The sequence below is a fragment of the Acinetobacter portensis genome, assembly GCF_009372215.1.
GTDB classification, from domain to species: Bacteria; Pseudomonadota; Gammaproteobacteria; order Pseudomonadales; family Moraxellaceae; genus Acinetobacter; species Acinetobacter portensis.
Window position 1 is genome coordinate 12,689 of sequence record NZ_LWRV01000049.1, and the last position, 22,341, is coordinate 35,029.

Annotated in this window: 12 protein-coding genes and 4 pseudogenes; 8 read left to right on the forward strand and 8 right to left on the reverse strand. The window is 39.4% G+C overall.

Features of this window, described 5'->3' with window-relative positions; translation table 11 throughout:
- Positions 1–15 precede the first annotated feature (15 nt).
- From A6M14_RS05145 to A6M14_RS05175, 7 genes and pseudogenes are all read left to right on the forward strand, one after another.
- Positions 16–687: a hypothetical protein gene (locus A6M14_RS05145; RefSeq protein ID WP_152873941.1), complete on the forward strand. Its 672-nt coding sequence runs from the start codon at positions 16–18 to the stop codon at positions 685–687.
- On the forward strand, positions 687–3,014 hold the full coding sequence (locus tag A6M14_RS05150; protein ID WP_152873942.1) for a hypothetical protein: 2,328 nt from the start codon (positions 687–689) through the stop codon (positions 3,012–3,014). Before A6M14_RS05145 ends, A6M14_RS05150 begins: the two co-directional genes overlap by 1 nt.
- Positions 2,998–6,213: a tyrosine-type recombinase/integrase gene (locus A6M14_RS05155; protein ID WP_152873943.1), complete on the forward strand. Its 3,216-nt coding sequence runs from the start codon at positions 2,998–3,000 to the stop codon at positions 6,211–6,213. The genes A6M14_RS05150 and A6M14_RS05155 overlap by 17 nt, the downstream gene beginning before the upstream one ends.
- Before the next feature lie 130 nt (positions 6,214–6,343).
- The gene (locus A6M14_RS05160; protein WP_152873944.1) at positions 6,344–6,706 is read left to right on the forward strand and encodes an MbcA/ParS/Xre antitoxin family protein; all 363 of its coding nucleotides are present in this window, start codon (positions 6,344–6,346) and stop codon (positions 6,704–6,706) included.
- A gap of 291 nt (positions 6,707–6,997) precedes the next feature.
- Positions 6,998–7,257, forward strand: a pseudogene (locus tag A6M14_RS05165) (helix-turn-helix transcriptional regulator).
- A 189-nt stretch (positions 7,258–7,446) separates the two neighbouring features.
- Positions 7,447–7,755 (forward strand): helix-turn-helix transcriptional regulator, encoded by a 309-nt coding sequence (locus A6M14_RS05170; RefSeq protein WP_004282130.1) that lies wholly within the window; start codon positions 7,447–7,449, stop codon positions 7,753–7,755.
- Positions 7,752–9,041: a type II toxin-antitoxin system HipA family toxin gene (locus A6M14_RS05175; protein WP_152873945.1), complete on the forward strand. Its 1,290-nt coding sequence runs from the start codon at positions 7,752–7,754 to the stop codon at positions 9,039–9,041. The genes A6M14_RS05170 and A6M14_RS05175 overlap by 4 nt, the downstream gene beginning before the upstream one ends.
- Before the next feature lie 17 nt (positions 9,042–9,058).
- Here the strand turns inward: A6M14_RS05175 and A6M14_RS05180 are convergent, their stop codons facing one another.
- On the reverse strand, positions 9,059–12,406 hold the full coding sequence (locus tag A6M14_RS05180; protein ID WP_152873946.1) for a DEAD/DEAH box helicase: 3,348 nt from the start codon (positions 12,404–12,406) through the stop codon (positions 9,059–9,061).
- Between the two features lie 247 nt (positions 12,407–12,653).
- Here A6M14_RS05180 and A6M14_RS05190 point away from each other — a divergent pair.
- Positions 12,654–12,888: pseudogene (locus A6M14_RS05190) on the forward strand (hypothetical protein); the annotation flags it as partial.
- A 29-nt stretch (positions 12,889–12,917) separates the two neighbouring features.
- Here the strand turns inward: A6M14_RS05190 and A6M14_RS05195 are convergent.
- The 7 genes and pseudogenes from A6M14_RS05195 to A6M14_RS05225 all read right to left on the reverse strand — a co-directional run bounded on the left by A6M14_RS05195 (position 12,918) and on the right by A6M14_RS05225 (position 22,300).
- Positions 12,918–14,600: a fructose-specific PTS transporter subunit EIIC gene (locus tag A6M14_RS05195; RefSeq protein ID WP_152873947.1), complete on the reverse strand. Its 1,683-nt coding sequence runs from the start codon at positions 14,598–14,600 to the stop codon at positions 12,918–12,920.
- A 4-nt stretch (positions 14,601–14,604) separates the two neighbouring features.
- Positions 14,605–15,537, reverse strand: coding sequence for a 1-phosphofructokinase (gene pfkB / locus A6M14_RS05200; RefSeq protein WP_152873948.1), 933 nt, complete (start codon positions 15,535–15,537; stop codon positions 14,605–14,607).
- 6 nt (positions 15,538–15,543) lie between these two features.
- The gene (gene ptsP, locus A6M14_RS05205) at positions 15,544–18,408 is read right to left on the reverse strand and encodes a phosphoenolpyruvate--protein phosphotransferase (RefSeq protein WP_152873980.1); all 2,865 of its coding nucleotides are present in this window, start codon (positions 18,406–18,408) and stop codon (positions 15,544–15,546) included.
- A gap of 327 nt (positions 18,409–18,735) precedes the next feature.
- Positions 18,736–19,364 (reverse strand): annotated as a pseudogene (locus A6M14_RS05210) (SWIM zinc finger family protein); the annotation flags it as partial.
- Positions 19,365–19,549: 185 nt separating this feature from the next.
- Positions 19,550–19,828: a helix-turn-helix domain-containing protein gene (locus tag A6M14_RS05215; protein ID WP_152873949.1), complete on the reverse strand. Its 279-nt coding sequence runs from the start codon at positions 19,826–19,828 to the stop codon at positions 19,550–19,552.
- Positions 19,821–21,113 (reverse strand): type II toxin-antitoxin system HipA family toxin, encoded by a 1,293-nt coding sequence (locus A6M14_RS05220; RefSeq protein WP_152873950.1) that lies wholly within the window; start codon positions 21,111–21,113, stop codon positions 19,821–19,823. The genes A6M14_RS05215 and A6M14_RS05220 overlap by 8 nt, the downstream gene beginning before the upstream one ends.
- A gap of 94 nt (positions 21,114–21,207) precedes the next feature.
- A pseudogene (locus tag A6M14_RS05225) lies at positions 21,208–22,300 on the reverse strand (ATP-binding protein).
- Positions 22,301–22,341: the final 41 nt, after the last annotated feature.

Genomic DNA, 22,341 nt, shown 5'->3' on the forward strand with positions numbered 1-22,341 from the left:
CACTTATAGCGGACTATGGAAACAGCTTTTGATTTCAATGAAAAATTTGGCACACCTAAAAAATTGTTGTGTAAAAATTTTAATAAAATCCAAATCAGTATACATCCTGATTTTTCTGGAATTTATCTTTGCTATCAAGAGGCTTTCAAATCCTTAAAAGCCGATCTATCAATATTGACTTCTTACCCTGATATCCGCGTCTGGAAAGATCCAAATAGATCTGGCTATACCATCGCGAATGGCTGTCAGTGGCACTTATATTGGTCTAAGAACACACCTAAGAATATCAACTTACTCATCCATTTTTTTCCTCAAGATGAGGAAAAAATTGAGCTATTAAAAAAAGAGGCAAGTTTGGAATTCATGAAATTTCTGTCCTCTTATCATCATGATCTGGATCGAATGAACCCTAAAAAAATGCAATCGCTGATCAATACTTATATTTCATCTGAAGTTATCCTGGCTTTAAACAAGGAAAACTCTTTCAAGCCCCACTGTACTATAAGCTTGGATCTGCTTGCAAAAATGCTGTCATATACACGAAATCAGCTGAATTATCGCAATAAAATTATAAATCTAAAAAGACAGAGTGTGCTTGATCAACTGCAACAAACCAGTGAAGTTGTTCAACAGCTTTTAAACAATGTGGACTTCGTTCTCACGCCAGATCAGCTATGGAAAGCATAATGTCAGAATCTAACTCAAGCCGTCAAAATGCTGCTGATATTCCGCGGGTATCATTAAAACAGACACTGGAAAAACTCTTTGGTGATGAACAACTCCAACGTACCGAACATATTCAATATGTTGCTGATTTACTGACTTCACACCCAAATGATCAATGTCTGGAAGGGCTGAATCTCGATCTATTAGATTTTGATCTAGAAACCAATTCTGTTGTTGCTAGACCAGCTGCCTTGGTCTCCTCTCGAAAACATACTGTTAGCGCAACACCAGTCACTTGGTATGTGAACTCAATTGCACAATTAGCAGAGTCAGAAGAAAATGCGTTAATCTGGAATATCCTGGTCTTAAAAGCAGCAATCTATTTAATTGCACTTCCAGACATTAAACCTGAACTTTTTGAAGATGACCACACTGAACATTTCAATACTGTAAAACGTTTATTCCAACGCTTCCGTACAGCCAATCGGGTTTTGAACACTCATAAAACATATGAAAATACTCCTGAATATATGCTTCTTTGGGAGAAGCATCTTCAAAACCCTAAACTTTCTTTAGCGAAATTCGTTCAGTATCTGAATGATGTCATTGATAAAAATAGTGATAAAGAGCCGTCTAATGATTTCATGCAAAACCTGCTAAAAGTGATCCGCATCACCTTTAATTATGTTTTGGAAAATAAGGCAAAAATTGCCAAAGCCAGCATCGAGACGCAACTGCAACATGATTTTTTAGACGAAGATCAGCTGATTGTAGAAAGTTCAGAAATTAAAAAAGGGCAAAAATCTAAAGCTCTCAATATAGAAAAACAATTAGATGACCAAGATACACGTCAAATACTTGTAGACCCAACCATCGTTACCCCCCTTGCTGCATATTCAGAATCCAGCCAGAGCTACGTGCTGCCTCTGGTTGCCAAGCATATTCAACGAAAAGAACATTTGCTGCCATACAGCAGTCTCTTTCCTAATACCACAAGTATAAGTGCCCTAATTACTGAACTATATAAAAATTACATTGTTGAAATTAAAGAAGACTCTAAAGACAAGGATAAAGAAACCAAAAAAAAGAAGGCATCCTTGATCCTGATGCTGTCATTTCTGACCGGAAATAAAATCCAAGAGTGGTTACGTCTACAAAATAAACGTGCTAAAAATTTAAATGCTCGCCAACAGATCAAGCAAAGCAATGGGCAATATTACCTGAGAAGTAAATTTTCAATTTTTGAAAATAAGGATTTTGCTTATCCAGATGGTTTGCTCAACCAAACAGTCTATCTGGATATCCCAATTCCAAATTCATTTATTGCTTCGCTACGAGATGGTCACAGCGTTACGGAAGAGGACCTTCAGCAACATTTGAAACAGCTGAGAACTAAACTTTATATTCCAAAATTATCATTGATAAGAATTAGCTCTCTTTTACATCGGACTATTTTGCAACGCACTGGAAATAAACAGCTTGCTGACCTTCTCACCGGTATTGATGCCAACAAGTCTTCTTCTACTTCTTATTGTCATCAAAATACCCTGACTTTACAGACTGAATATGTCTCAATTTTAAAAGAGCTGTGTGAGTCATTAGCCAATGATTACCAGAGCATCGAATATGCTGCAGAAAAAAACTTTGGTAGCCGCAAAGCACCTACTTCAAATGTGATTCAAAATATCTTTGCCACACTCAAATTCAGAATAATTTCACAAAAAGAAGACGACTGGATAGCAATTTTCAATCATTACAATCTGTGGATGTGGCATTTCTTGTTGCTCTTTACTGCTGCACGACCCGTCGCTGAATTTCCAGGTTTTTTAAAAAGCTTTAACCTGAAAAGAAAAATATGCATGGTTTCTGATAAAGAGGTGGGGGGGCGTCAAGGCTATGGACGTTTAATTCCACTGGGTCATTTTGTTGTACAAGAACTCCAGAAATTCATAGATTTTTTACATTATTTTAAAACTCAAATTGCTCCTAGTCAGCCAGAAATTCCACAACATATTCAACAAATTTTAGAAAGCAAACTCCCACTGTTAAATATCTTTCAGGATGGTCAATGGCACCCCTTAAGGCCATCGATTATAAAAAAATTTAATCCTGAGTTAGGTTTGGAGCATGAAAACTGGCACCGGCATACTGCCCGTGCGTTTCTCAGCAATAAAATTAGCGAAATTGAAATTTTAGCTTTATTCGGTCATGAACCGATGCAGCAAGAAGCTGCTCATCCTTATTCCAGCTTATCTATTTCACAATATTCAAGCATTACTCATATTCTTGAACAAATGAAAGATCATTTTAATATTACCGGTATTGAACTAGATGTCCTCACTCAATAAACGTACTAAGCAAACTCGAACACTATATGCCGAAGCACGTAGAAAACAAGACCGACTCGATCAGGAAAAACAGCTTCGAGCAGATGTAGAACAGGAGCTAATTAAATATTTCCAAGAACAAGATTTGGAACAAAAAGAGCATCTTGAATCCTTCTATCCAGCAATTTATGAGTTTATTAAACGCAAAGCTCCAAGCTTGGCCTGGAAAAAATATGCGCATGAATTTTTTCGGTCATATATCAAGCAAATCAATTTAAATCGTCGTGAGACTTTGCCCCTACCAAATCTGATATTTGAGATGCAGCGTGATCAGCCGGTTTTTACAATGGACTGGATCGAGAAGGGACATCAGGTTGATGAAGTTCTTGATAAGCTTTGGGACTACTGGATTCTAGCGAAAGATAGCAAGACATTTTCTGATGATGAAATCATTGGAAATATTGTTATTTCTGCCCTGCTTTACTCAGGCTTAAATCAAAAATCCTCTTTAGAAGCTTTGCTTGAACACTTAAAAGATCCGGCAAAAATCAGAAATATCGAAGATCTGAACATTATATTTTTAGAACCGCTCTCTCCCTCTTATGGAGATCTATTTATTGATGAAAAAACCATTCGTAAATCGCGTAATTTTATTCCTGATCAAATTACCCGCTTATGGTTAATTCATTTTAATAGCAGAAATATTCGTACAGTAAACCAGAATGTAGAAGATTATCTACAGCTTATTTTTAATAAGATTAAGTTACCATTTAATCTCAAAACTTATAAATTATTACGCGACTACGCCAGCTTCAACTGGATGCAATTCCCGAAAGTTGACATTGATCCCGCTCTCTCACAATGTCTCATTGAAAATACTGCAACCTGTGGCTTATCAGAAATAGAATTTGAAAGATTTCTTCATCCAAAATTTAAATATCAGCAGGACACTCTTACTGATTCAAATGTAGAAAAATCACCATCTATTGTGGGTCAATCCTACTCCAATGATGACATTCAGCAAGCATTGGATGATGTTATAAAGATTCACAAAGACCTTTTACAATTGATTCGTACCACACAAACTGATCAAAGCATCGATGCATTAATCATTAAATATTGCATTGAAAATACTAATAAATTTAATGAGTACAGTAAACGTGTCGCCTTATGGCTCATCAGCCTTTATAAACCAGAATTAGAACAGATTCAGCCACTGGCTGAACGTTTTAATTTTTGCGTAAACCAATTTCAAAAATCGTTTCAGCAGAATAAGCGTTTAAAAGACGGTTCGATTTACACTTATTATTCCCGTATTGCCGAGCCTTGGCTAACCCATTCTTTACAATATCTAGATAGCGAAGATGATCCTAATACAATAATCACTAATATCTACCAACAGATCATTACAAACACCCGACTTGCAGATGAGGCAGGCGAGCTTAACTTTAAAAAATCCAGTGGTCAGACCGTCAGGATGTTGAAGCGCTTCCATAGCTTTCAACAAACAGTTTTCGAAGCTGAATCTCTCGAATTAGAGTCAATTGCCATACAAAATAGGCCTAGAGCCCGTATTATTGGCCCTTTGACTTATCAAGCTTTCATGAACAAGTTAGATACCTTATTTTCAGGTGCTAATAGTCAAGAAAACACTTATAAGACATTAAAAATCATCTATATCTTAGCTTACCGTACTGGTATGCGTATTAATGAAATTCTAGGCTTACGTGTGCGGGATATCGAGGGCTTGAGCTGTCTATCAGTATGGATTCAGCCATACGGCTCAAAAAAGAAAGGAAACTTACATCAACTTAAAACAGATAGTGCTGAACGCAAAGTCCCTGTGTATTGCTTATTAAAAACCGATGAATATCAACTATTTCATAATCATGTAGTCGAGCAACGACTACTAAATCAGGAAAACTTATACCTATTCCGTAATTGGAATGAAAATAGCAAGCTGAACAAACATACGGTGACAACACCTTTTAGAATGATTATGAACGAGCTTTTTAAAACTCATGATTATTCTTTTCACTCATTTCGACACACGGCTGCCAATCACTTATCCGTTCTGCTCAACTGCGATTACGCTCCCCTAGTTAAGAATCTGACGGATTATACTGAAGAACAATATCAGTCCATTCGGACAGAGTTACTCCGTCATACACATGGTCAAAATCATTGGTTTATGATTGCCCATTTACTGGGTCACATTGACCCTACAGAAACTTTTAAAAGTTATATTCATCTAAGCTACCTGATTGCTGGGCATAAAATACTGAAATATAACCCAGACATCGATACTCAACTGGCAAAAAAGATGATGGGCTACCTACCTTCTTTCAAATTTTTAAACACAGTAAAAGATTCTGCTCCATTCAATTTCGAAAAGCATGCTGTTCATTTAAGTCAGCAGTTACTCAACGATCAAACTGACTGGTTAAAAAGTAACGTAGAAGACATTCTAGATGAGGTTTCATTTAACTCACAGCCTCATGATTTTTTTAAATATTTCGCAGGAACAAAAGAATCTAAAGTTTCATTTGCATGGTTTTTTAAGTGCCTAAATTTAATGGAAATTCATCATGATCCAGATCGGGTATCACAAGAAATGAGTTTACCTGTCGAACTGGTTAACTATTGGTATGAAAATGCCAAACAACTGGGCCAACTCAAGTCTCAAAAAAACAACCCAAGGTTATTTGATCTCAACAACACAAATCATCTGGATAAACCTTTGAAACCCGCCATGATTGATACCGTTGAAGAGCGCACAGCAAGGAACTATTTCTTTGAAAATATTCAAAATATCTTTGAAAAAAAGCCAGATCAAATAAAAGCGGGGCTTGAGACATTTTTAAGTCGTGTTACGGTTTCGCATACCGGCATTCATTATCGATGGAATAAAATCGATCAATTGGAATCATTTTATTCCAAGGTAAAAGACCTGTTTCCCAATCAATTTTGGCATTTGCTTGGACAAGACTTGGTACAATTGTTAGATAAAAAGAAACAGCCTTTATTACTGAAGCTGGCTAAATCGAGCACAACAGAGCATCCTACGACTCAAGAAGATTATGTTCGTCTCCAGCTTTACTCAACAAAAGATACTAAAGCACTGGCCGCGTTTAAATTCTGTTTACATTTAGCCTGTATTGGCAGACCTCGATCTCTTGAACTTAAAGCTGAAGGTCTAAAAATAACTACATGCTGTTAAATAATTTAACCGTTGCTTCCTTATCTAAAGCCAAATTTAATATATCTTTAGTAAAAATTGGATGTCTGATCAACGATAATTAAATAGTATAAACTCTATGAATTAGCAGCGTCTGAAACAGGGATCGGTCATGCGTACAACATCAGAAAAAACTGCAAAACAGAAAATGATATTAGCTAAGGCAATTTTAGCTGCTGCTGAACGACTTGGTCTTGCACACGATCAACTAGCCTTAATACTGAATATAGATTCAGTGAAAAATTTAACCTCTCTTGAATTAGATCCCACTTCAAAACAGGGAGAAATCGCCCTCACTTTAATCCGTATTACCACATCACTAGATGCTCTGACAGGTGGGGATACAGCCTGGATGCAGCATTTTATAAAATCACCCAATAAATTGTTGAGTGGTATTCCAATAGAACAGATTCAGAACCCTCAGGGATTGGCCTCTGTTTTACAATTGGTGGAAGGTCTTCGGGCTAAACTTTAAGATAAGCAAAGTATTACAGAAAAATTTGAAAGTGATAGTCCTCTCCAATAATTCAAATGCGAGGTATAAGAATCCCCTCTTCTTCTCAAGATGTATATGTCTGGCCTAATTCCGTCAATTAATTGCGAACTGCTGCTATATATTGGATTTTATTAACCTGATGCGAGGCAAATCCTCCTTATAAATTCAATAGCTATTCAAGAACCATTATAAAAAGTTTGCTATATAGCGAACATTCACCATAATTAGTTAAAAGTTTGCTATATGGCTAACAAAGTTTCGGGAGCAAAAATGGCTACAAGAGGTGAAATAGGTAAAAAAATACGTTTGGCAAGAAAAAGATTAGGCTATACACAGAAAAGTCTTTCAGAAAAGACTAAAGTCAATAAAACAACAATTTCAGAGATAGAGAATGGCCGTTTTACAGGTTCATTTGACATATTTGAACGTGTGCTTGATGGCGTGGGTTTACAATTCGAAGTGAATAAAAAAAATTTAACTTGCCCCAATGGGATGAAATTGAAGCAATATTTTCGGAAGATGATGAATGAAATTATTTACAAGCTCTATCATTTGGTATTTACGTCCAACAATGCAAAATCAACAACAACTTGAACACCCATTTCTCATACAAGTAGGGCTATTTTACAGATCGAAATGATAAATTCATAAATTGCTTTTCAAAGAAAAAGAAACTAATATGTTTCTTATATGACCTAAAAGCAATAAATGTATCTACAATGAATAAGTCTTTACTTCAGCAAATCAAAAAAAGACGAACCCAATTGGGCTTAAAGCAAGTTGATATGCAATCCCGTACAGGCATTTCAAGACAGCAATACCAAAAGCTGGAAAGTCAGGGTAACCCTCGATTAGAGACCTTAGAAATTATCGCGGCAGGATTAAATGCTCAACTGATGCTCATCCCTGATGATAAGGTTCATTTGATTAGACAATTATTGAATGATGAAATTAAAGTCACTATTGAAGATCAGGATGACTTAATGACTAACCCATGGAAGGGTCTTCTCGGAGGAGAGGAACCATGAATACTGTTGCCGTCCTGAAATTAACATTACATCACGCTGTCGTTGGATACTTGGCAGGATTTCAGAGCGGAAAAAATATTCTGGTTTTTACAGATTCTTTCCGCTTTGATCAGCAACGTCCGACCTTGAGCCTGCTGACTTCCCCCTTGTATCCTCAAGCGGATAAAATTTTAGAAAAGACCTATGTTACACATCAGCGCTTACACCCCTTGCTATCAAACTTGCTACCAGAAGGGGCATTACGTGAACTGATTGCACAAAGCCTCAAAGTACATATAGACAATGAATTTCAGTTATTGGCAGATTTAGGTCATGATTTACCTGGAGCACTCATTGCGACTCCATTAGATCCAGAAGAAATTCCAGATGAAATAAAATTCAAACTGCAGATCTCGAATCCAGATCAAATTTTAAAGCAAGAGATTCGAACAGATAATAAGTTTTCCTTGGCCGGCGTCCAAATGAAGTTTTCCATGAAAGCCAAAGATGGGCGTTTTACACTAGCACAGGCAACGGAAACGACTCTACTCGGGGACTGGATTATCAAAACTCCTTCTTCCAGACATGCTTTTGTTCCGCTAAATGAATATTCTATGATGACCCTTGCCAAAACGGTCGGAATAGATGTCCCTGAGATTCGCTTGGTGGATATGGCCCTTTTACAAGACCTCCCACCATTAAATTTACCCCAAGAGCAATATGCTTTCGCAATCAAAAGATTTGATAGACAGAGTACTGCTGATACTACAGAGCTTATTCACATCGAAGATTTTGCTCAGATCTTCGGCGCATATCCATATCAGAAATACAGCACCACAAATTATGAGCAGATAGGAAAGATCATTTATCAATTTTCAGATAACAAAATTATTGATATTCAGCAATTTGCCAGCCGCTTACTCGTCAATATTTTACTCGCCAATGGAGATGCGCACTTAAAAAACTGGAGTATGATTTATCATGATAAAAGTGCACCCAGATTATCTCCCGCATACGATATATTAATGACTAGTGTATATATTGAAAATGAGCATCATTTCGCATTAAATCTTGCCAAAAATAAAGATTGGTATCTAGCTGAGATGAAGCATTTTAAGCAATGGGCAGAAAAAGTCGGCGTTCCATGGCGTATCATCGAGAAGCAACTTCACGATATTATGGATAATGCTCGATCATTATGGCCAGCGCTATTACTAGACTTACCTATGATTTCCGCTCATAAAGAAAAATTAAGAGAACATTGGAAAAAATTGCATCCAGACTTTCAGATACTTACAGATGATTAGGGTAATCTGAAACCAAACTAAAATTTCTCAAACAAGTTCATCACGTCATTTTCCGTCAGTTTCGCTTCGCCCTCATGATCGGTACTTAGAATAGACTGTGCCAGTTCTGCTTTATTTTGCTGTAAGGCAAGAATTTTTTCTTCTATGCTTTTATTGGTAATCAGCTTATACACAAATACTGGCTTGTCCTGTCCAATCCGCCATGCACGATCTGAAGCTTGATCTTCAGCAGCAGGGTTCCACCATGGATCATAGTGAATGACCGTATCTGCGGCAGTTAGATTCAGACCGACCCCTCCTGCTTTCAGACTGATTAAAAATACTGGCACTTGTCCAGACTGAAATGCTGTAATGACTTCATCTCGCTTTTTGGTCTTTCCAGTCAGCTTCACATAGCCAATTTCTGCGTGATGGAGCTGTTGCTCAATCAGTTCCAACATTGAGGTAAACTGAGAGAAGATCAGAATTTTTCGCCCCTCCTCCACCATTGGAACGACCATATCCATCAACTGTTCAAGTTTGGCAGAGTGTGCCTGCCCGGTTTTCACTGAATCCAGCTTTAGTAAGCTAGGATGGCAGCACACCTGACGTAGCTTCAGTAAGGCATCTAAAATTTGAATTTGACTACGTTTAAAGCCTTTTTCTGCCACAATTTTCTGAATATTTTCCTGCATCGTGGCACGAACAGCCTCATATAACTTGGATTGCTGGTCATTCATATCAATATTGACTTCAATCGTGGTTTTTTCTGGCAACTCTTTGGCTACGTCAGTTTTCAAGCGACGTAAAATGAAGGGCTTAATCCGGTTGACCAACTTTTGCCTTAACTGCTGATCACCGCGTTTTTCAATCGGATGACGGTACTTTTTATTAAAAATTTCTTGTGAATATAAAAATCCTGGCATCAGGAAATAAAATAGTGCCCACAGCTCACCCAAATGATTTTCCATAGGTGTACCGGTTAGACATAGACGATGTCGCGCTTTTAATTGCCGTACTACCTGTGCAGCTTTGGCACGCGGATTTTTGATATTTTGCGCCTCATCCAAAATGAGTTGATGATATTCATATTGCTTTAGTTGCTCTTCATCTCTCGCCAGAAGCGGATAGGTGGTTAACACAATATCATAGTGCGGAATCTGCTCAAAATACTGATGGCGATCGGGCCCCTGTAGCAGCAATACCTTGAGCTCAGGGGTAAATTTCTCCGCTTCTTTGAACCAGTTATGCATCAGCGATGTGGGTGCAACAATTAAGGCGGGACTGTCCTGCAAATATCCAGCCTGCTTTTCCATGAGTAAATGGGCTAAAGTTTGTGCTGTTTTCCCTAAGCCCATATCATCTGCCAGAATCCCGCCATGCTGGGTTTCCCTTAAAAACTGTAACCAGCCTAAGCCCTGCTGCTGGTATGGACGCAACTCCCCCTGAAAACCTTGTGGTGTCGGCAGTTGTTGCTGGTAGCCTTGTTTGAATTTCTGTACAAATTGCTGCAGGCGATCACTGACCTGCCATGTCATCCCAAGATTATGCTGCAATTCTAATAATTGACTCGCATCATAGCGATCAATACTGCGCTCTTCTTGCTGTAAAATGCTCTGCAGATGCAACAATACCGGCTTAATATCCCTAGCGGATAGAGCCAAATCAGGTTGATCAACTGCAGTTTTCACGGTGAAAATTTGACTGTCATGCAGATGAATAAAAGTCCGCGGATCAAGTAAATCAGGATTTACTCGCACCAAAGCTACGAGCGCATCAAGCAAATTATAAGAATTGCCTGCACTGTCTTGAACCGTCGCCCCGATATTGAACCAGTCCTGCTGACCTTCAGATTCAGTGATAGAAATATTTAAATTTTCAACATATTGCAGATTAAAGGGGCTGTTATTCAGATGCTCTATCTGCCAGCCCATCAACTCAATTTGATTGATGGGCATCAGCTGTTTGATCCAATCTCCATAGAAAGCAAAAACCATAGAATCAAGACGTTGTTTATTCAGTTTTAATTGATGGTCATAACTAAGATCTTTCACCCACTTCAGTGATTCGACCAATAGCTGTAAACGTTGGATTGACTGTTGTTCCTGAACTAAGTCCCGAAGCTGTCGTACCATTTTGTCATGCTGCTCACCAATAAAACTGTCGCCTGATGTACCTGCTTTTATTCTTCCGCCTGCATAGGAGAATTCAATTTCAGCACAAACAGACTCTTCCCATTTCCAATCAAATTTATCTAAAACACCGAAGCGTAAAATTGGCTGGGGACTACCCTCAAGGACATCAATATGCTGAATAGACTCGGGCTGAGGCAGATTTTTCACGTCTGAATATTGATGAGTCAGTTTCTCAAACTCTGGCAAGAGCATAGATGGAAGATCAGGCATCTGTAAAAAATGGTACAGAAGATTTGCCGTATATTCACCATATAACTGGCCCACCGTGTTCTGTTGAATATCCACATAACATGGTGGATGACTCGCGAGAATCTGAATATGTGGATTTGATTTCAAATCGAGTCGAATATCACCATTGACCAATTCAATGTTTAAATGCTCTGTCTGTTTGTTTACACCTTGTTGCCAGATCAGTTCGATGTGATAGCCTTGTTCTGACCATTGAAGTGCAGTATGGCTCTTTTTTTGCCAGTACACATCGCCACTTTGAATAAAAGATTTGAAATGCTCCAATAAAATTCCGGAGATATCAAGATTGCTTTGATAAAATCGTTCGTCACTGTTTATTTTGGCATAATAATAAATCTGGTTAAATAATTGTCGTTTTTGTTCAGGTAAAGTCAGATGCTTTCTGGTGATATTTTCATATTGGGTATAATAACTTTCCCCCGCAATTGAGCCGTTTTTATTGCGTCTGGCCTTCTGAACATCAACTGTCAATTTCTTTAAGCTGACAGACTGATCTAGCAGGTAAATTAAATAATTGTTTGTTTTGACAGATTGCTCTGGTTCAGTCTGTTGTAAATACCGTTTAAAATCATTCAACCAGCGCTGTGCCTGATCATCCCCCCGTAGGCGTTTTGCGATTCCCTGCGGGGATTGAGAGTCAGCATAACGCTGCTGAAATTCCTGGCGATATTCCTGAAAGAATAACCGCGCTAAAGCAGCAGCATGTTTACAGTTATATCCAACCGGACAAGTGCAGTCGTCATCAATTAAACGGTCTTTTTTAAGATTATAGGTAATCGCGGTATCGTAATAATCTGTCCCTTCAATTTGAGCATACATCGTGACATCTTCATTTTCCTCAAAAAACTCAATTGTTTCCCTATCAATGTGTTTAGCATAGCTCAGACTGCGCTGAAGAGTTGCAGTACTAAAGCGAGATAGAAAATTGATCAATGAGGACATAATTACCAGAAACCAAAAATGTTTATACAATTATAACGGACAAAGCTGTCATTTCAGAACAGTATTGCTCGCCAATGTATTAAAAGGAAATAAATCCATGCTCAAAAACTTAATGTTTACTACAATGGATGGGGTGAATATTGGCTTTGGGGTACATTGGTCTCCTCAACCGCAATCACAGGTCGGCCATTAATCGCCTTTGAATACAGTGCAGAAGCGATCAGTAAAGGTTTAGAACTTTCCTGCACATCAAATGGATATCATGGGTGAGGCATTGAATATTCCTCGACAAGCTCTTGTGAAACTTGGTACTCAGGAAGCGGAACTTTGTGTCCAAGAAGTCGATGAAATTATTGGCTCGATTTGTAAGGTTGCAATCCGATTCAGCAATATCGCTCATGACCTATTACCTGGACAAATTCAAGCAGAGACTCCAACTGATCCAAAATAGGATTGAGCATAATATTCATTTATTGCACTAAATAGCTTTCACAAAGCCTCTATAGAGGGCTTATTCTAACCGTTGTTTTATCACGGCATAAGCTACACCAGTCACCACACTTCCAATCGCAATCGCCAATAAATATTTTAATGGATAATTCATCGCATTCGGAATGATCAGTACCATTACACCGCCATGAGGAGTGACTAGTTCACATTTAAATAATGCAACCAAAGCCCCAGTTACAGCACCACCTGCGATCGCGCATGGAAGCACTCGAATCGGGTCTTTAGCAGCAAACGGAATAGCCCCTTCCGAAATGAAACATAGGCCCAGAACTACAGCAGCCTTCCCTGCATCTTGCTCAGGTTTGGCAAATTTATGCTTTGCCAGAAAAGTTGCAATTGCCATACCCAACGGTGGTACCATACCCGCAGCCATGGTAATCGCCATCGGTCCGTATGTTTGTGACGTAAGTAAGCCCACCGTAAAGGCATAAGCCGCTTTATTTATTGGTCCCCCAACATCAATACACATCATACTCCCAAGGATAACCCCCATGATCATGGCATTGGTCGTCCCCATATTGGCAAGGAAGTATGTGAGTAATTCAAACAATTGTGCAACAGGCTGTCCAACCACATAAATCATGATTAAACCAACAGCTAAACTGGCCAATAGTGGAATAATCAAAATTGGTTTTAATGCTTCTAGGCTACTTGGGAGTTTAAGCTGTTTCGATAAAAATAACGCAATATAACCTGCAATAAAACCTGCAACTAATCCACCGAGAAAGCCTGCCTCTAATTGTGTAGCAAGTAAACCGCCAATCAAACCTGGAGTTAAACCCGGACGATCCGCAATAGAATAAGCAATGTAACCTGCCAGCATAGGTACCATAAGAGTAAATGCTGCAGCACCTATTTGCTTTAAGGATGCGGCAAAGCTTCCTTCAACAGGATTGAGGCCAAACATAAACGAGATGGCAATGATCAAACCGCCCGCCACAACCATCGGCAGCATGAAAGACACCCCTGTTAAAAGGTGTTTATAAATTCCAGTTTTTTCTTTGTTTTCATTTTCAGTCTTAGTGGCTGTTTGCTTACCCGTTTCAAGCACTTTGGCTTCAGCAATTGCATTTGCAAAAGTCTTATCCGTTTGCTTAAGGGCAAATCCTGTACTACAGCGGTATACACGTTTGCCTACAAAGCGATCTGTATTGACCTCAATATCCGTTGCTAAGATCACGACATCTGCTTTGGCAATACTTTCTACCGATAAAACATTTTTAGCCCCAACCGATCCTTGGGTTTCAACATCAATCTGATACCCGTGCTTTACTGCACCTTGTTGTAAGGCTTCGGCCGCCATAAACGTATGCGCAACACCAGTTGGACATGCTGTAATGGCGACAAACCGTGTAACCCCTTCATTGGCTGCAATAGTTTCATCTAAAGCATCTGAATGCTCAAGAACTTGTTGCAAAAGCATGATCGCATCGTGTTGTGCGTTATTCAAACCAATGACTTTCACAACCTTGTCACGCAGTTGATCCGCTTCTGCCGACTTCTGTCCTACAAAAACAACAGTATCAATAACATTTGATAAATCGAGATGCTCGACTGATGTCGCCACATGATTGGAAATACCAAGTGCTGTCGCTGCTTTGGACAGTTTTTTGGACAAAATCACTGCATTAATCGGCTGCTCGGGACTATGTGGCACAAATAAAATATGTTTTATCTCTTGCATCGTATTAACTCAATGATTGGACTGAGATTTGCAATTTCAAATCTTCAATAACAGCAAAGTCTGGAAGGGCAAACCCAATTTGGGTCACAGCATTGCTCGCAATTGCGGTTGCTGTTTTCAATGTTTTTTCTGGGGAAGTTGAACTCAACAAGCCATGAATCATACCTGCCAGCAAGGAATCTCCCGCACCCACCGTACTTTGGACGGTGACCTTCGGTGCAGTAGCATGTAGGGGGTGCGTGCGGTGAAGCCAGTTCACCCCGTTTTCACCCATCGAGACTACAATATGTTCGATCTGACTATTTAAACTGGCAAAAAGATGCTGCTGTTCTGCAAACGTTTCTGCTGGCAAATGGTAAGTTTCCGTCAACTCATCTGTATTAGGCTTAATCAACCAAGGATGGGCAGCAATTGCTGCTTTCAACGCAACACCACTGGTATCTACTGCGACTTTTTTACCCGCAGACTGTAACCATAGAATCAGTGTCGAAAGCTCTTCTGCAGAAAACCCTTGTGGCAAACTGCCAGCAATCACAATCACATCAACCTCTAAAATCAGTTGAGATAAACGTTCATATAGTTGTTTTTTTGCTGAGCTATCTACAAAAAAGCCCTTGCCATTGATGTCAGTCATCTGACCAGAAGCTTCTGCAACTTTAATGTTTTGTCGTGTTTCACCTGCAACATAAATAAATTGGTTATCAAATTGCTCTTGCTGGATATGATTGTCAAAAATTTGACGGTTTTCTTGCCCCAAAAAGCCACTCACAATCAGTTCATGTCCCAAATCCTTAAGGACCTGTGCCACGTTTAAGCCTTTACCTGCTGCATGGCTTTGGGCCGTTAACTGACGATTGACCTCGCCAACTTTTAGTTGATCCAATTGCACGGTGAGGTCAATTGCAGGATTCAGAGTAATGCTTAATATCTTAGCCATTCGTAATTACTCCACCAATGCACGTACGGCAGACGCACTGTCACAACTTAAGGCTTGCTGTGCGACCTGTTGGCAATTTATATAGTTCAAACCACGAATTTGCGCCTTCACCAATGGAATACTGGTACTCGACATACTCAACTCATCCACGCCCAAGCCTATCAATACAGGCACAGCTTTGGGATCAGCAGCCAATTCACCACAAATGCCCACCCATTTACCATGCTGATGTGCTGCCCGAACAGTTTGATCAATCAATAGCAAAATACTCGGATGTAAGCCATCAGCTTCAGCAGACAACAGCGGATGACCACGGTCAATCGCCAGAGTATATTGAGTCAAGTCATTGGTTCCAATACTAAAAAAATCAACTTCTTGAGCAAGGATTGGAGCCAACAATGCTGCCGCAGGAACCTCAATCATAATACCGACTTGTAAGTTTTCACATGGATGCTGTATGCGAACCTCATCCAAAATTGCTTTTGCTGCTCGCCATTCTTCAACCCGCCCAATCATCGGAAACATAATTCTTAATGGGCGATTATCCGCTGCTTTAAGTAAAGCAACCAATTGCTGACGTAACAACTCTGGCTTACGTAAAGTCAGACGAATACCACGTAAGCCCAAGAATGGATTTTCTTCCTTTTCAATAGGCAAATACGGCAAAGGTTTGTCCCCGCCCACATCAAGTGTACGTACCACCAATGGACGACCCGCCAAAGCATCTAACACCACCCGATAATCGGCTTCCTGTGTAGCCTCATCAGGCGCACTGCTGTGTGACATAAAGACCAATTCTGTGCGTAGCAAACCAATTGCTTCTGCCCCATCGGCCACAGCCTGTATCGTAGCGCCCACTTTGCCAATATTGGCTGCGATTTCAACTTGATGTTGATCCAGTGTGATGGCAGGTTCTAAACAATGCTGTTCCGCTTGTTCTCGTAACTCACGCTGGCGTTGGCGCTCTGCAATGGCATGATCAATCTGACTTTGCTCGGGTGAGACCACATACTCACCAGTATCCCCATTAATTAGCACTGTGGCATGGTTCTCAATATTTAAAACAGCTACACCCGCACCTACGACTGCTGGAATAGCCAAAGCACGTGCCACAATAGCACTATGAGCACTCGCTCCACCAACCGCGGTCAAAATGCCTGCAACACGATCTTTATTCAGACGCGCTACATCACTCGGACCAACATCATGCATAATTAAAATATAAGGTTGCTCGGGTTCTGTGACATCGGCCACACCGCACAAAGCAGCCAAAACACGCTCACCAATATCCCTTAAATCAGCCGCACGCTCTGCCAGTAAACGATCGCTAAGTGCAGCCTGTGCGGTAGCAGCCACTTCAATATGATCATGCCAAGCTGCAGCAGCAGACAACCCCTGTTTTAAACCGCGTTGTACACTTTGGAGGAGGTCTGGATCATCCAGCATTTCCAAATGTGCCATGAATATCTGCTTAATGGCAGTAGATTCAGTATGTGCAATGAATTGACGTAAGCTATTTTTCACCTGATGAAGCGCAATTTCAAGCTTTTCATTCTCAGCTTTAAAACTCTGTCCGCGACGTTCATAACTAAATTCACGTGGCTTCACCACATGAGCAGGACCAAAAGCAAGGCCAGTTGATGCCGCAATACCGCAGCTACCCGTATCGCCATGTGATTCAAAAGGCATTAATTCCAAAGTATTTACGACTGGGTCACTACTGCTGTGCTGATGAGATACAAGATCAACAGGTTCAACATCTTCTCCTAAGCCCTGTTGAACTGCATCAATAATCTGTTCTAAGCCTGCTACAGCATCGGTATCAGGTTGTGCAATAAAAGTCAGAGTTTGACCACGACGGCATCCCATGGCTAATAATTTGGTTAAACTTTTTGCCGAAACGTATGCCCCATCATCTACAGCAATGAGAATATCCCCTGCAAATTTCTTGGTCATATTGACCAAATGTGTCGCAGGACGCGCATGTAGACCATGAGCATTAGCTAAGACAATACGACGAGATGGCCAATCAGGAATCAGTTCAGCACCAATTAACTGCGCCAACTGGTGACTATCTTGCTCTTGGTTGAGGGTAAGAACTTGTTCAGTATCAAACAAAATATCCATTAACCGTTGAAACCGTTGCATATCCAGTTGCTCATTACTGGCAATACACACCAAAGTCTTGAGCATTTCCTGCTGATGGCTTAAAACCTGTTCCGCTTTTACCAAACTTACAGCTGGGCTCAAAACATGCTGGTTAGAAGTGATCGACCAGACCCCCTCCCCTAAATGAATCATGCTGTTTAGCTTTAAACCCGACAGAAAACCACACTCCACCATTTTTTGCTTTTTCAGCAGCTGTGTTGCCTGCCAAATTAAATCTTCTACATCAAGTGCGGGAACTTGGGTGGCGATTAAATTTTCATGCAATGCCAAAGATGCGGGTTGGGCTTGTAATAATGCAATAATTTGCTCTGCGGATTGAGCCTGTTTCACTTGATCAGCGACATCATTAATTAAAGCCCGCGTCAAAATTTGTAAGACTTGCAAATGCTCATCTGATTTCGCAGCAATCACTACTGCTAAATAAATTTTATTTTCACCGTCCCAAACAACTCCTTCAGGAAAGTGCGCCAGACGAATACCAGTTTTTAAAATACATTGGCGAGACTGAGGCGTCCCATGCGGAATGGCAATTCCTTGCCCTAAATATGTTGCACTTTGTTGTTCGCGCGCGGTCAAGCCATAAATATAATCAGGGGTAACCAATTGGTCTTCGACTAAGATATCGACTAGACATTGCAACGCTTGTGCCTTATCAGTGGCGTGTTGTTTCATTCGAACATGTTGTATATCTAGCGCGAGCATAAAACGTCCTTGCAAAGCAACATAGTGAGAAGCCATGCCTTTTTTACTGGAGAAAAAATAAAAGTCGAATTCTACTCAGGATTTACACAAAAATCTGTATATTTTGATTTTATCTTGATAATCATCATTACGACGCAATTAAGAAACGACGAGATTCCCCAGAGCTCAGTGTTGCGATAGTTGGGTTTAGTTCTAATTGAACCGCTCTATCTGATTTCAGGGGGTATATTTTACTTTTTTCATCGGATCACTACGCTTCGCTACGTCTTGAGAAGCAATGCGTCTCATCTCAGAAAGTTTGGTCTCCGACAAACCCGGTACGGTTCAGTTTATTTTGGCGTAATAATAAACCTGATTAAATAATTGTCGTTTTTGTTCAGGTAAAGTCAGATGCTTTCTGGTTATATTTTCATATTGCGTATAATCACTTTCACCGGCAATCGAGCCATTTTTATTGCGTCTGGCCTTCTGCACAACAAGGGTCAATTTTTTTGAGCTGACAGACTGATTTAACAGGTAAATTAAATAAGTGTTTGTTTGGGAAGGTGCTCGGGGTCCGTCTGTTCTAACTGCCGTTTAAAGTCATGCAACCAGCGTTGCGCCTGATCATATCCCTGTTGGCGTTTTGCTATTGACCGTGGTGATTGAGATTCAGCAGAACGCTGCTGAAATTCTTGGCGATATTCTTGAAAGAATAACCGTGCTAAAGCAGCAGCATGTTTACAGTTATATCTAACGGGACAAGTACAATCGTCATCGATTAAACGGTCCTTTTTAGGATTATAGGTAATGGCGGTATCGTAATAGTCTGTACCCTCAATTTGAGCATACATCGTGACATCGCCGCTTTCCTCAAAGAACTCAATCGTTTCCCTATCAATGTGTTTAGCATAGCTCAGACTGCGCTGAATAGTTGCGGTACTAAAGCGAGATAGAAAATTGATCAATGAGGACATGATTACCAGACACTAAAAATGTTTATACAATTATAACGGACAACGCTGTCATTTCAGAACAGTAGCCGAACTGCTCAACCTGAGCACAGATTCGACTCACTCAATAGGAATATTGTGAGTAAAGACAATCAAATCAGAGAAGTTAAACAGATCATTGAGGTCGAAAATATCCTGATAGAAAGTTCTCATTTCTTCACGACAGTTAATTTTAAACCAAATGGGGTTAAAAGTTTTAGCATTGTTTCTAAGGTTGGATTTGCATCTGATCGCTCGAGCTTCTGTAAAGTTTGAAGCGAAATTTTAGTGATCTTGGACATTTCATGTAATGTCAGATGCAGCTCTGTTCTAATGAATTTTGCAATGACATATATCGGCCAGTCTGGATTAAGCTGAATCATTTCTAAGACATATTGTCTTTTTCTAATTTGCTCTATTTGAGAGAGTGGAATAAAACGTTTATCCATAACAAATCTCCTTTAATTGTGCGCAAATACCTTCAATGCGATATGCACAATTTTCTAGAATTTCATCATCTATCCCGATAGATTTCATATGGGTTAAAAGCCCTTGATACAAAGGTAATTGTTCAGAAAATACAGATTTTATTTGTTCTATGGTTAAAGAACTGCATTCTACAATTTGATGAGCAATTGAAGCCCAATTGTTATCGTCTTTTTCCCATCGAGTAGATCTCGCGATTCCATCAGGATGTAGCCACATAGGGGCAAAATCAAATAAAGGCGTTAATTGAATATCGCCATTGTTAAGCCTTTGAAATGCCGTATTACGGGTATGATTATCTTTATTTCCTAAAGCGATATTGGCTAAATCTCTTTTTACATATTCAAGAATTTCTGTTTCTGGATCCGTACAATAATTCATGATAATTTTGCAGACTTCGTTATGAGACATTTTTACTCCGAAGCCCGCTTTTCCACTAAAAGAAGCTAAACTTTCTTGGGCTATTCTTTCAACACGGTTATCAACCACTTGCCGATCAAAACGTGGAATAAATAAAGTTCTTCCATGTAATTCTAGAGGTCTAAACACTCGCAATCCTAAATATGCTGCTATTTGCATATATAAGGGTTCTTGATTCAAAATTTTGTTTAGACGTTGATCCGTTCCTCGGCTAAATTTAACCAACCAGTGCTGTTTAGCCATTTCATCAGGTAACGTATGATCAAGATAAAATAACTCATCATGACCTTGTGTGAGTAATAGTTTTGGCCACTCACCTTGAACACCCGATGATCCAGAGATAAATAGTCCAAAAGATGATAATGACTCAAGAAACTCTTCACTACGTTCGATAATTTCCTGTATTGAAAATCCTTGTACTAACTGATCTGACTGTTGAGTTAAAAGCCATTCATGAGCTTCTTTTATTCTTAAGTTACCAATAGGGTTGCTCGCTCCTACTTTAAGCAATGACCAATCTGCCGACTCTTCTTCATACTCAGGGCGACCAAGTTTTTTTAATAGTTCTTTTCGACCATATCCTTGAGGTAATAGATCAATTAGAAAAGCTGGCCACGTAGGCTCAATATTGCTTTCTAAATTAATCGGATAATGGTTTGAAACAGCATGACCATCTCGTAACCCCATATGTTCAATTGCATAATCCATTGAATAATATGTTCCGCAGCTAGCTTTCCAACCTTTAGCTTTTTCACCTATTACTTCAATAGTGGCACAATCGATCCATTGATTATTCAGAAATATTTGGACAGAGCAAAAATCATTCATAATTCTATTTAAATAGTAAAGTATGGGCAGTTTTGCCTATTATATACTTATTATAGTAGTAAAGTATTATTTTTATCCAAGTGAGTTTTCAAAATTATGCTTCATCCATAATCCATTTCTTTAAAAAGAGCATCCTCGATTTCATAAGTACCATTTTCTGGTTTAAAAATAATTTGTTTTTTTGATAAAGAACGTAGGGCCGATTGAATACTTGATACCGCAATGTTATCTACACCAATGGAATCAGCCAGATGTTGTCTAAATTGACTACTATAAAGTTCAACTTGTGATTCCGCTATGGCTTTTAAAATTAGCTGTTCTAATAACTTAAACTCTCCCCATAATCCCGAAAAGTCACGATGCCCCATTGTATCGGCTATAAGCTGTTCCTTGGCAAAATCTATAGCCAGCATTGGGTTTAAGGCTAAACGCTCCACTAATGATCTTGCTAGTTGAGGACTTTGCTTCATATCTAAAAAAGCGTGCCATAAAATTTCTTTATTCAAACTACGTCCTGTTGTCTGATTAAATACATCTGCCAGATAATCTGTAAATGCTTTTGTTAGATTTAGAAAAGGTAAATTCTGTCCATAATGAAAAAATGGAGCACTACTCACAGAAAACATTTGTCTCAGGCCTTCTCGACTTGAACCAGTAAAAATCACCTTTATTGTTTCTTTATGCATATCTAAAGCGGTACGTAAACTGGCAATCGTGGTTTTATATTTTGAACTAGCTAAAGCCTGAATCTCATCAAGTAACAGTAAAATAGGTTTCCCCTGCTGAGCCAGTTTAGTAATGCTAGACAAAATACTGGAATTCACTTGTCCTTGTAGAAGTGTCACTTCAGCTTTTACCTCTGCCACCTCTGTACTTAAAGAACCAATATTTTTAATCCAATGTGTGGCTTTCCCCATTAAGCCATTTTGTTTTGAAAACTCATCAAGAGCTTTTACAAACTGCCCTTCACTATGCAGGCCTGCATCTAAAAAACTGAAATAAAAAACGCGCCATCCAAGCTGTTCTGCTAGGGGCGTAATATCTTTTCGTAAAAATTCAGTTTTTCCCATCCGGCGTGGGGCAAAAAAAGTCAGAGAACTAGCTAGTCCAGTCTCAAACATGCCTAAAATTTGTTTCGCCAGTTCGGTACGTGGAAAGTGCCAAGGGTCATTGGAGATGGTCATCATTTTAATTACTCGGCAATGATTTATTTATTACCATAGAATGG

Excerpts from the sequence above, each read along its gene's own strand:
- A6M14_RS05145 (WP_152873941.1), top strand. The coding sequence starts at position 16 with ATGGAAACAGCTTTTGATTTCAATGAAAAATTTGGCACACCTAAAAAA.
- A6M14_RS05150 (WP_152873942.1), top strand. The coding sequence starts at position 687 with ATGTCAGAATCTAACTCAAGCCGTCAAAATGCTGCTGATATTCCGCGG.
- A6M14_RS05155 (WP_152873943.1), top strand. The coding sequence starts at position 2,998 with ATGTCCTCACTCAATAAACGTACTAAGCAAACTCGAACACTATATGCC.
- A6M14_RS05160 (WP_152873944.1), top strand. The coding sequence starts at position 6,344 with ATGCGTACAACATCAGAAAAAACTGCAAAACAGAAAATGATATTAGCT.
- A6M14_RS05170 (WP_004282130.1), top strand. The coding sequence starts at position 7,447 with ATGAATAAGTCTTTACTTCAGCAAATCAAAAAAAGACGAACCCAATTG.
- A6M14_RS05175 (WP_152873945.1), top strand. The coding sequence starts at position 7,752 with ATGAATACTGTTGCCGTCCTGAAATTAACATTACATCACGCTGTCGTT.
- A6M14_RS05180 (WP_152873946.1), bottom strand. The coding sequence starts at position 12,406 with ATGTCCTCATTGATCAATTTTCTATCTCGCTTTAGTACTGCAACTCTT.
- A6M14_RS05195 (WP_152873947.1), bottom strand. The coding sequence starts at position 14,600 with ATGCAAGAGATAAAACATATTTTATTTGTGCCACATAGTCCCGAGCAG.
- pfkB (WP_152873948.1), bottom strand. The coding sequence starts at position 15,537 with ATGGCTAAGATATTAAGCATTACTCTGAATCCTGCAATTGACCTCACC.
- ptsP (WP_152873980.1), bottom strand. The coding sequence starts at position 18,408 with ATGCTCGCGCTAGATATACAACATGTTCGAATGAAACAACACGCCACT.
- A6M14_RS05215 (WP_152873949.1), bottom strand. The coding sequence starts at position 19,828 with ATGGATAAACGTTTTATTCCACTCTCTCAAATAGAGCAAATTAGAAAA.
- A6M14_RS05220 (WP_152873950.1), bottom strand. The coding sequence starts at position 21,113 with ATGAATGATTTTTGCTCTGTCCAAATATTTCTGAATAATCAATGGATC.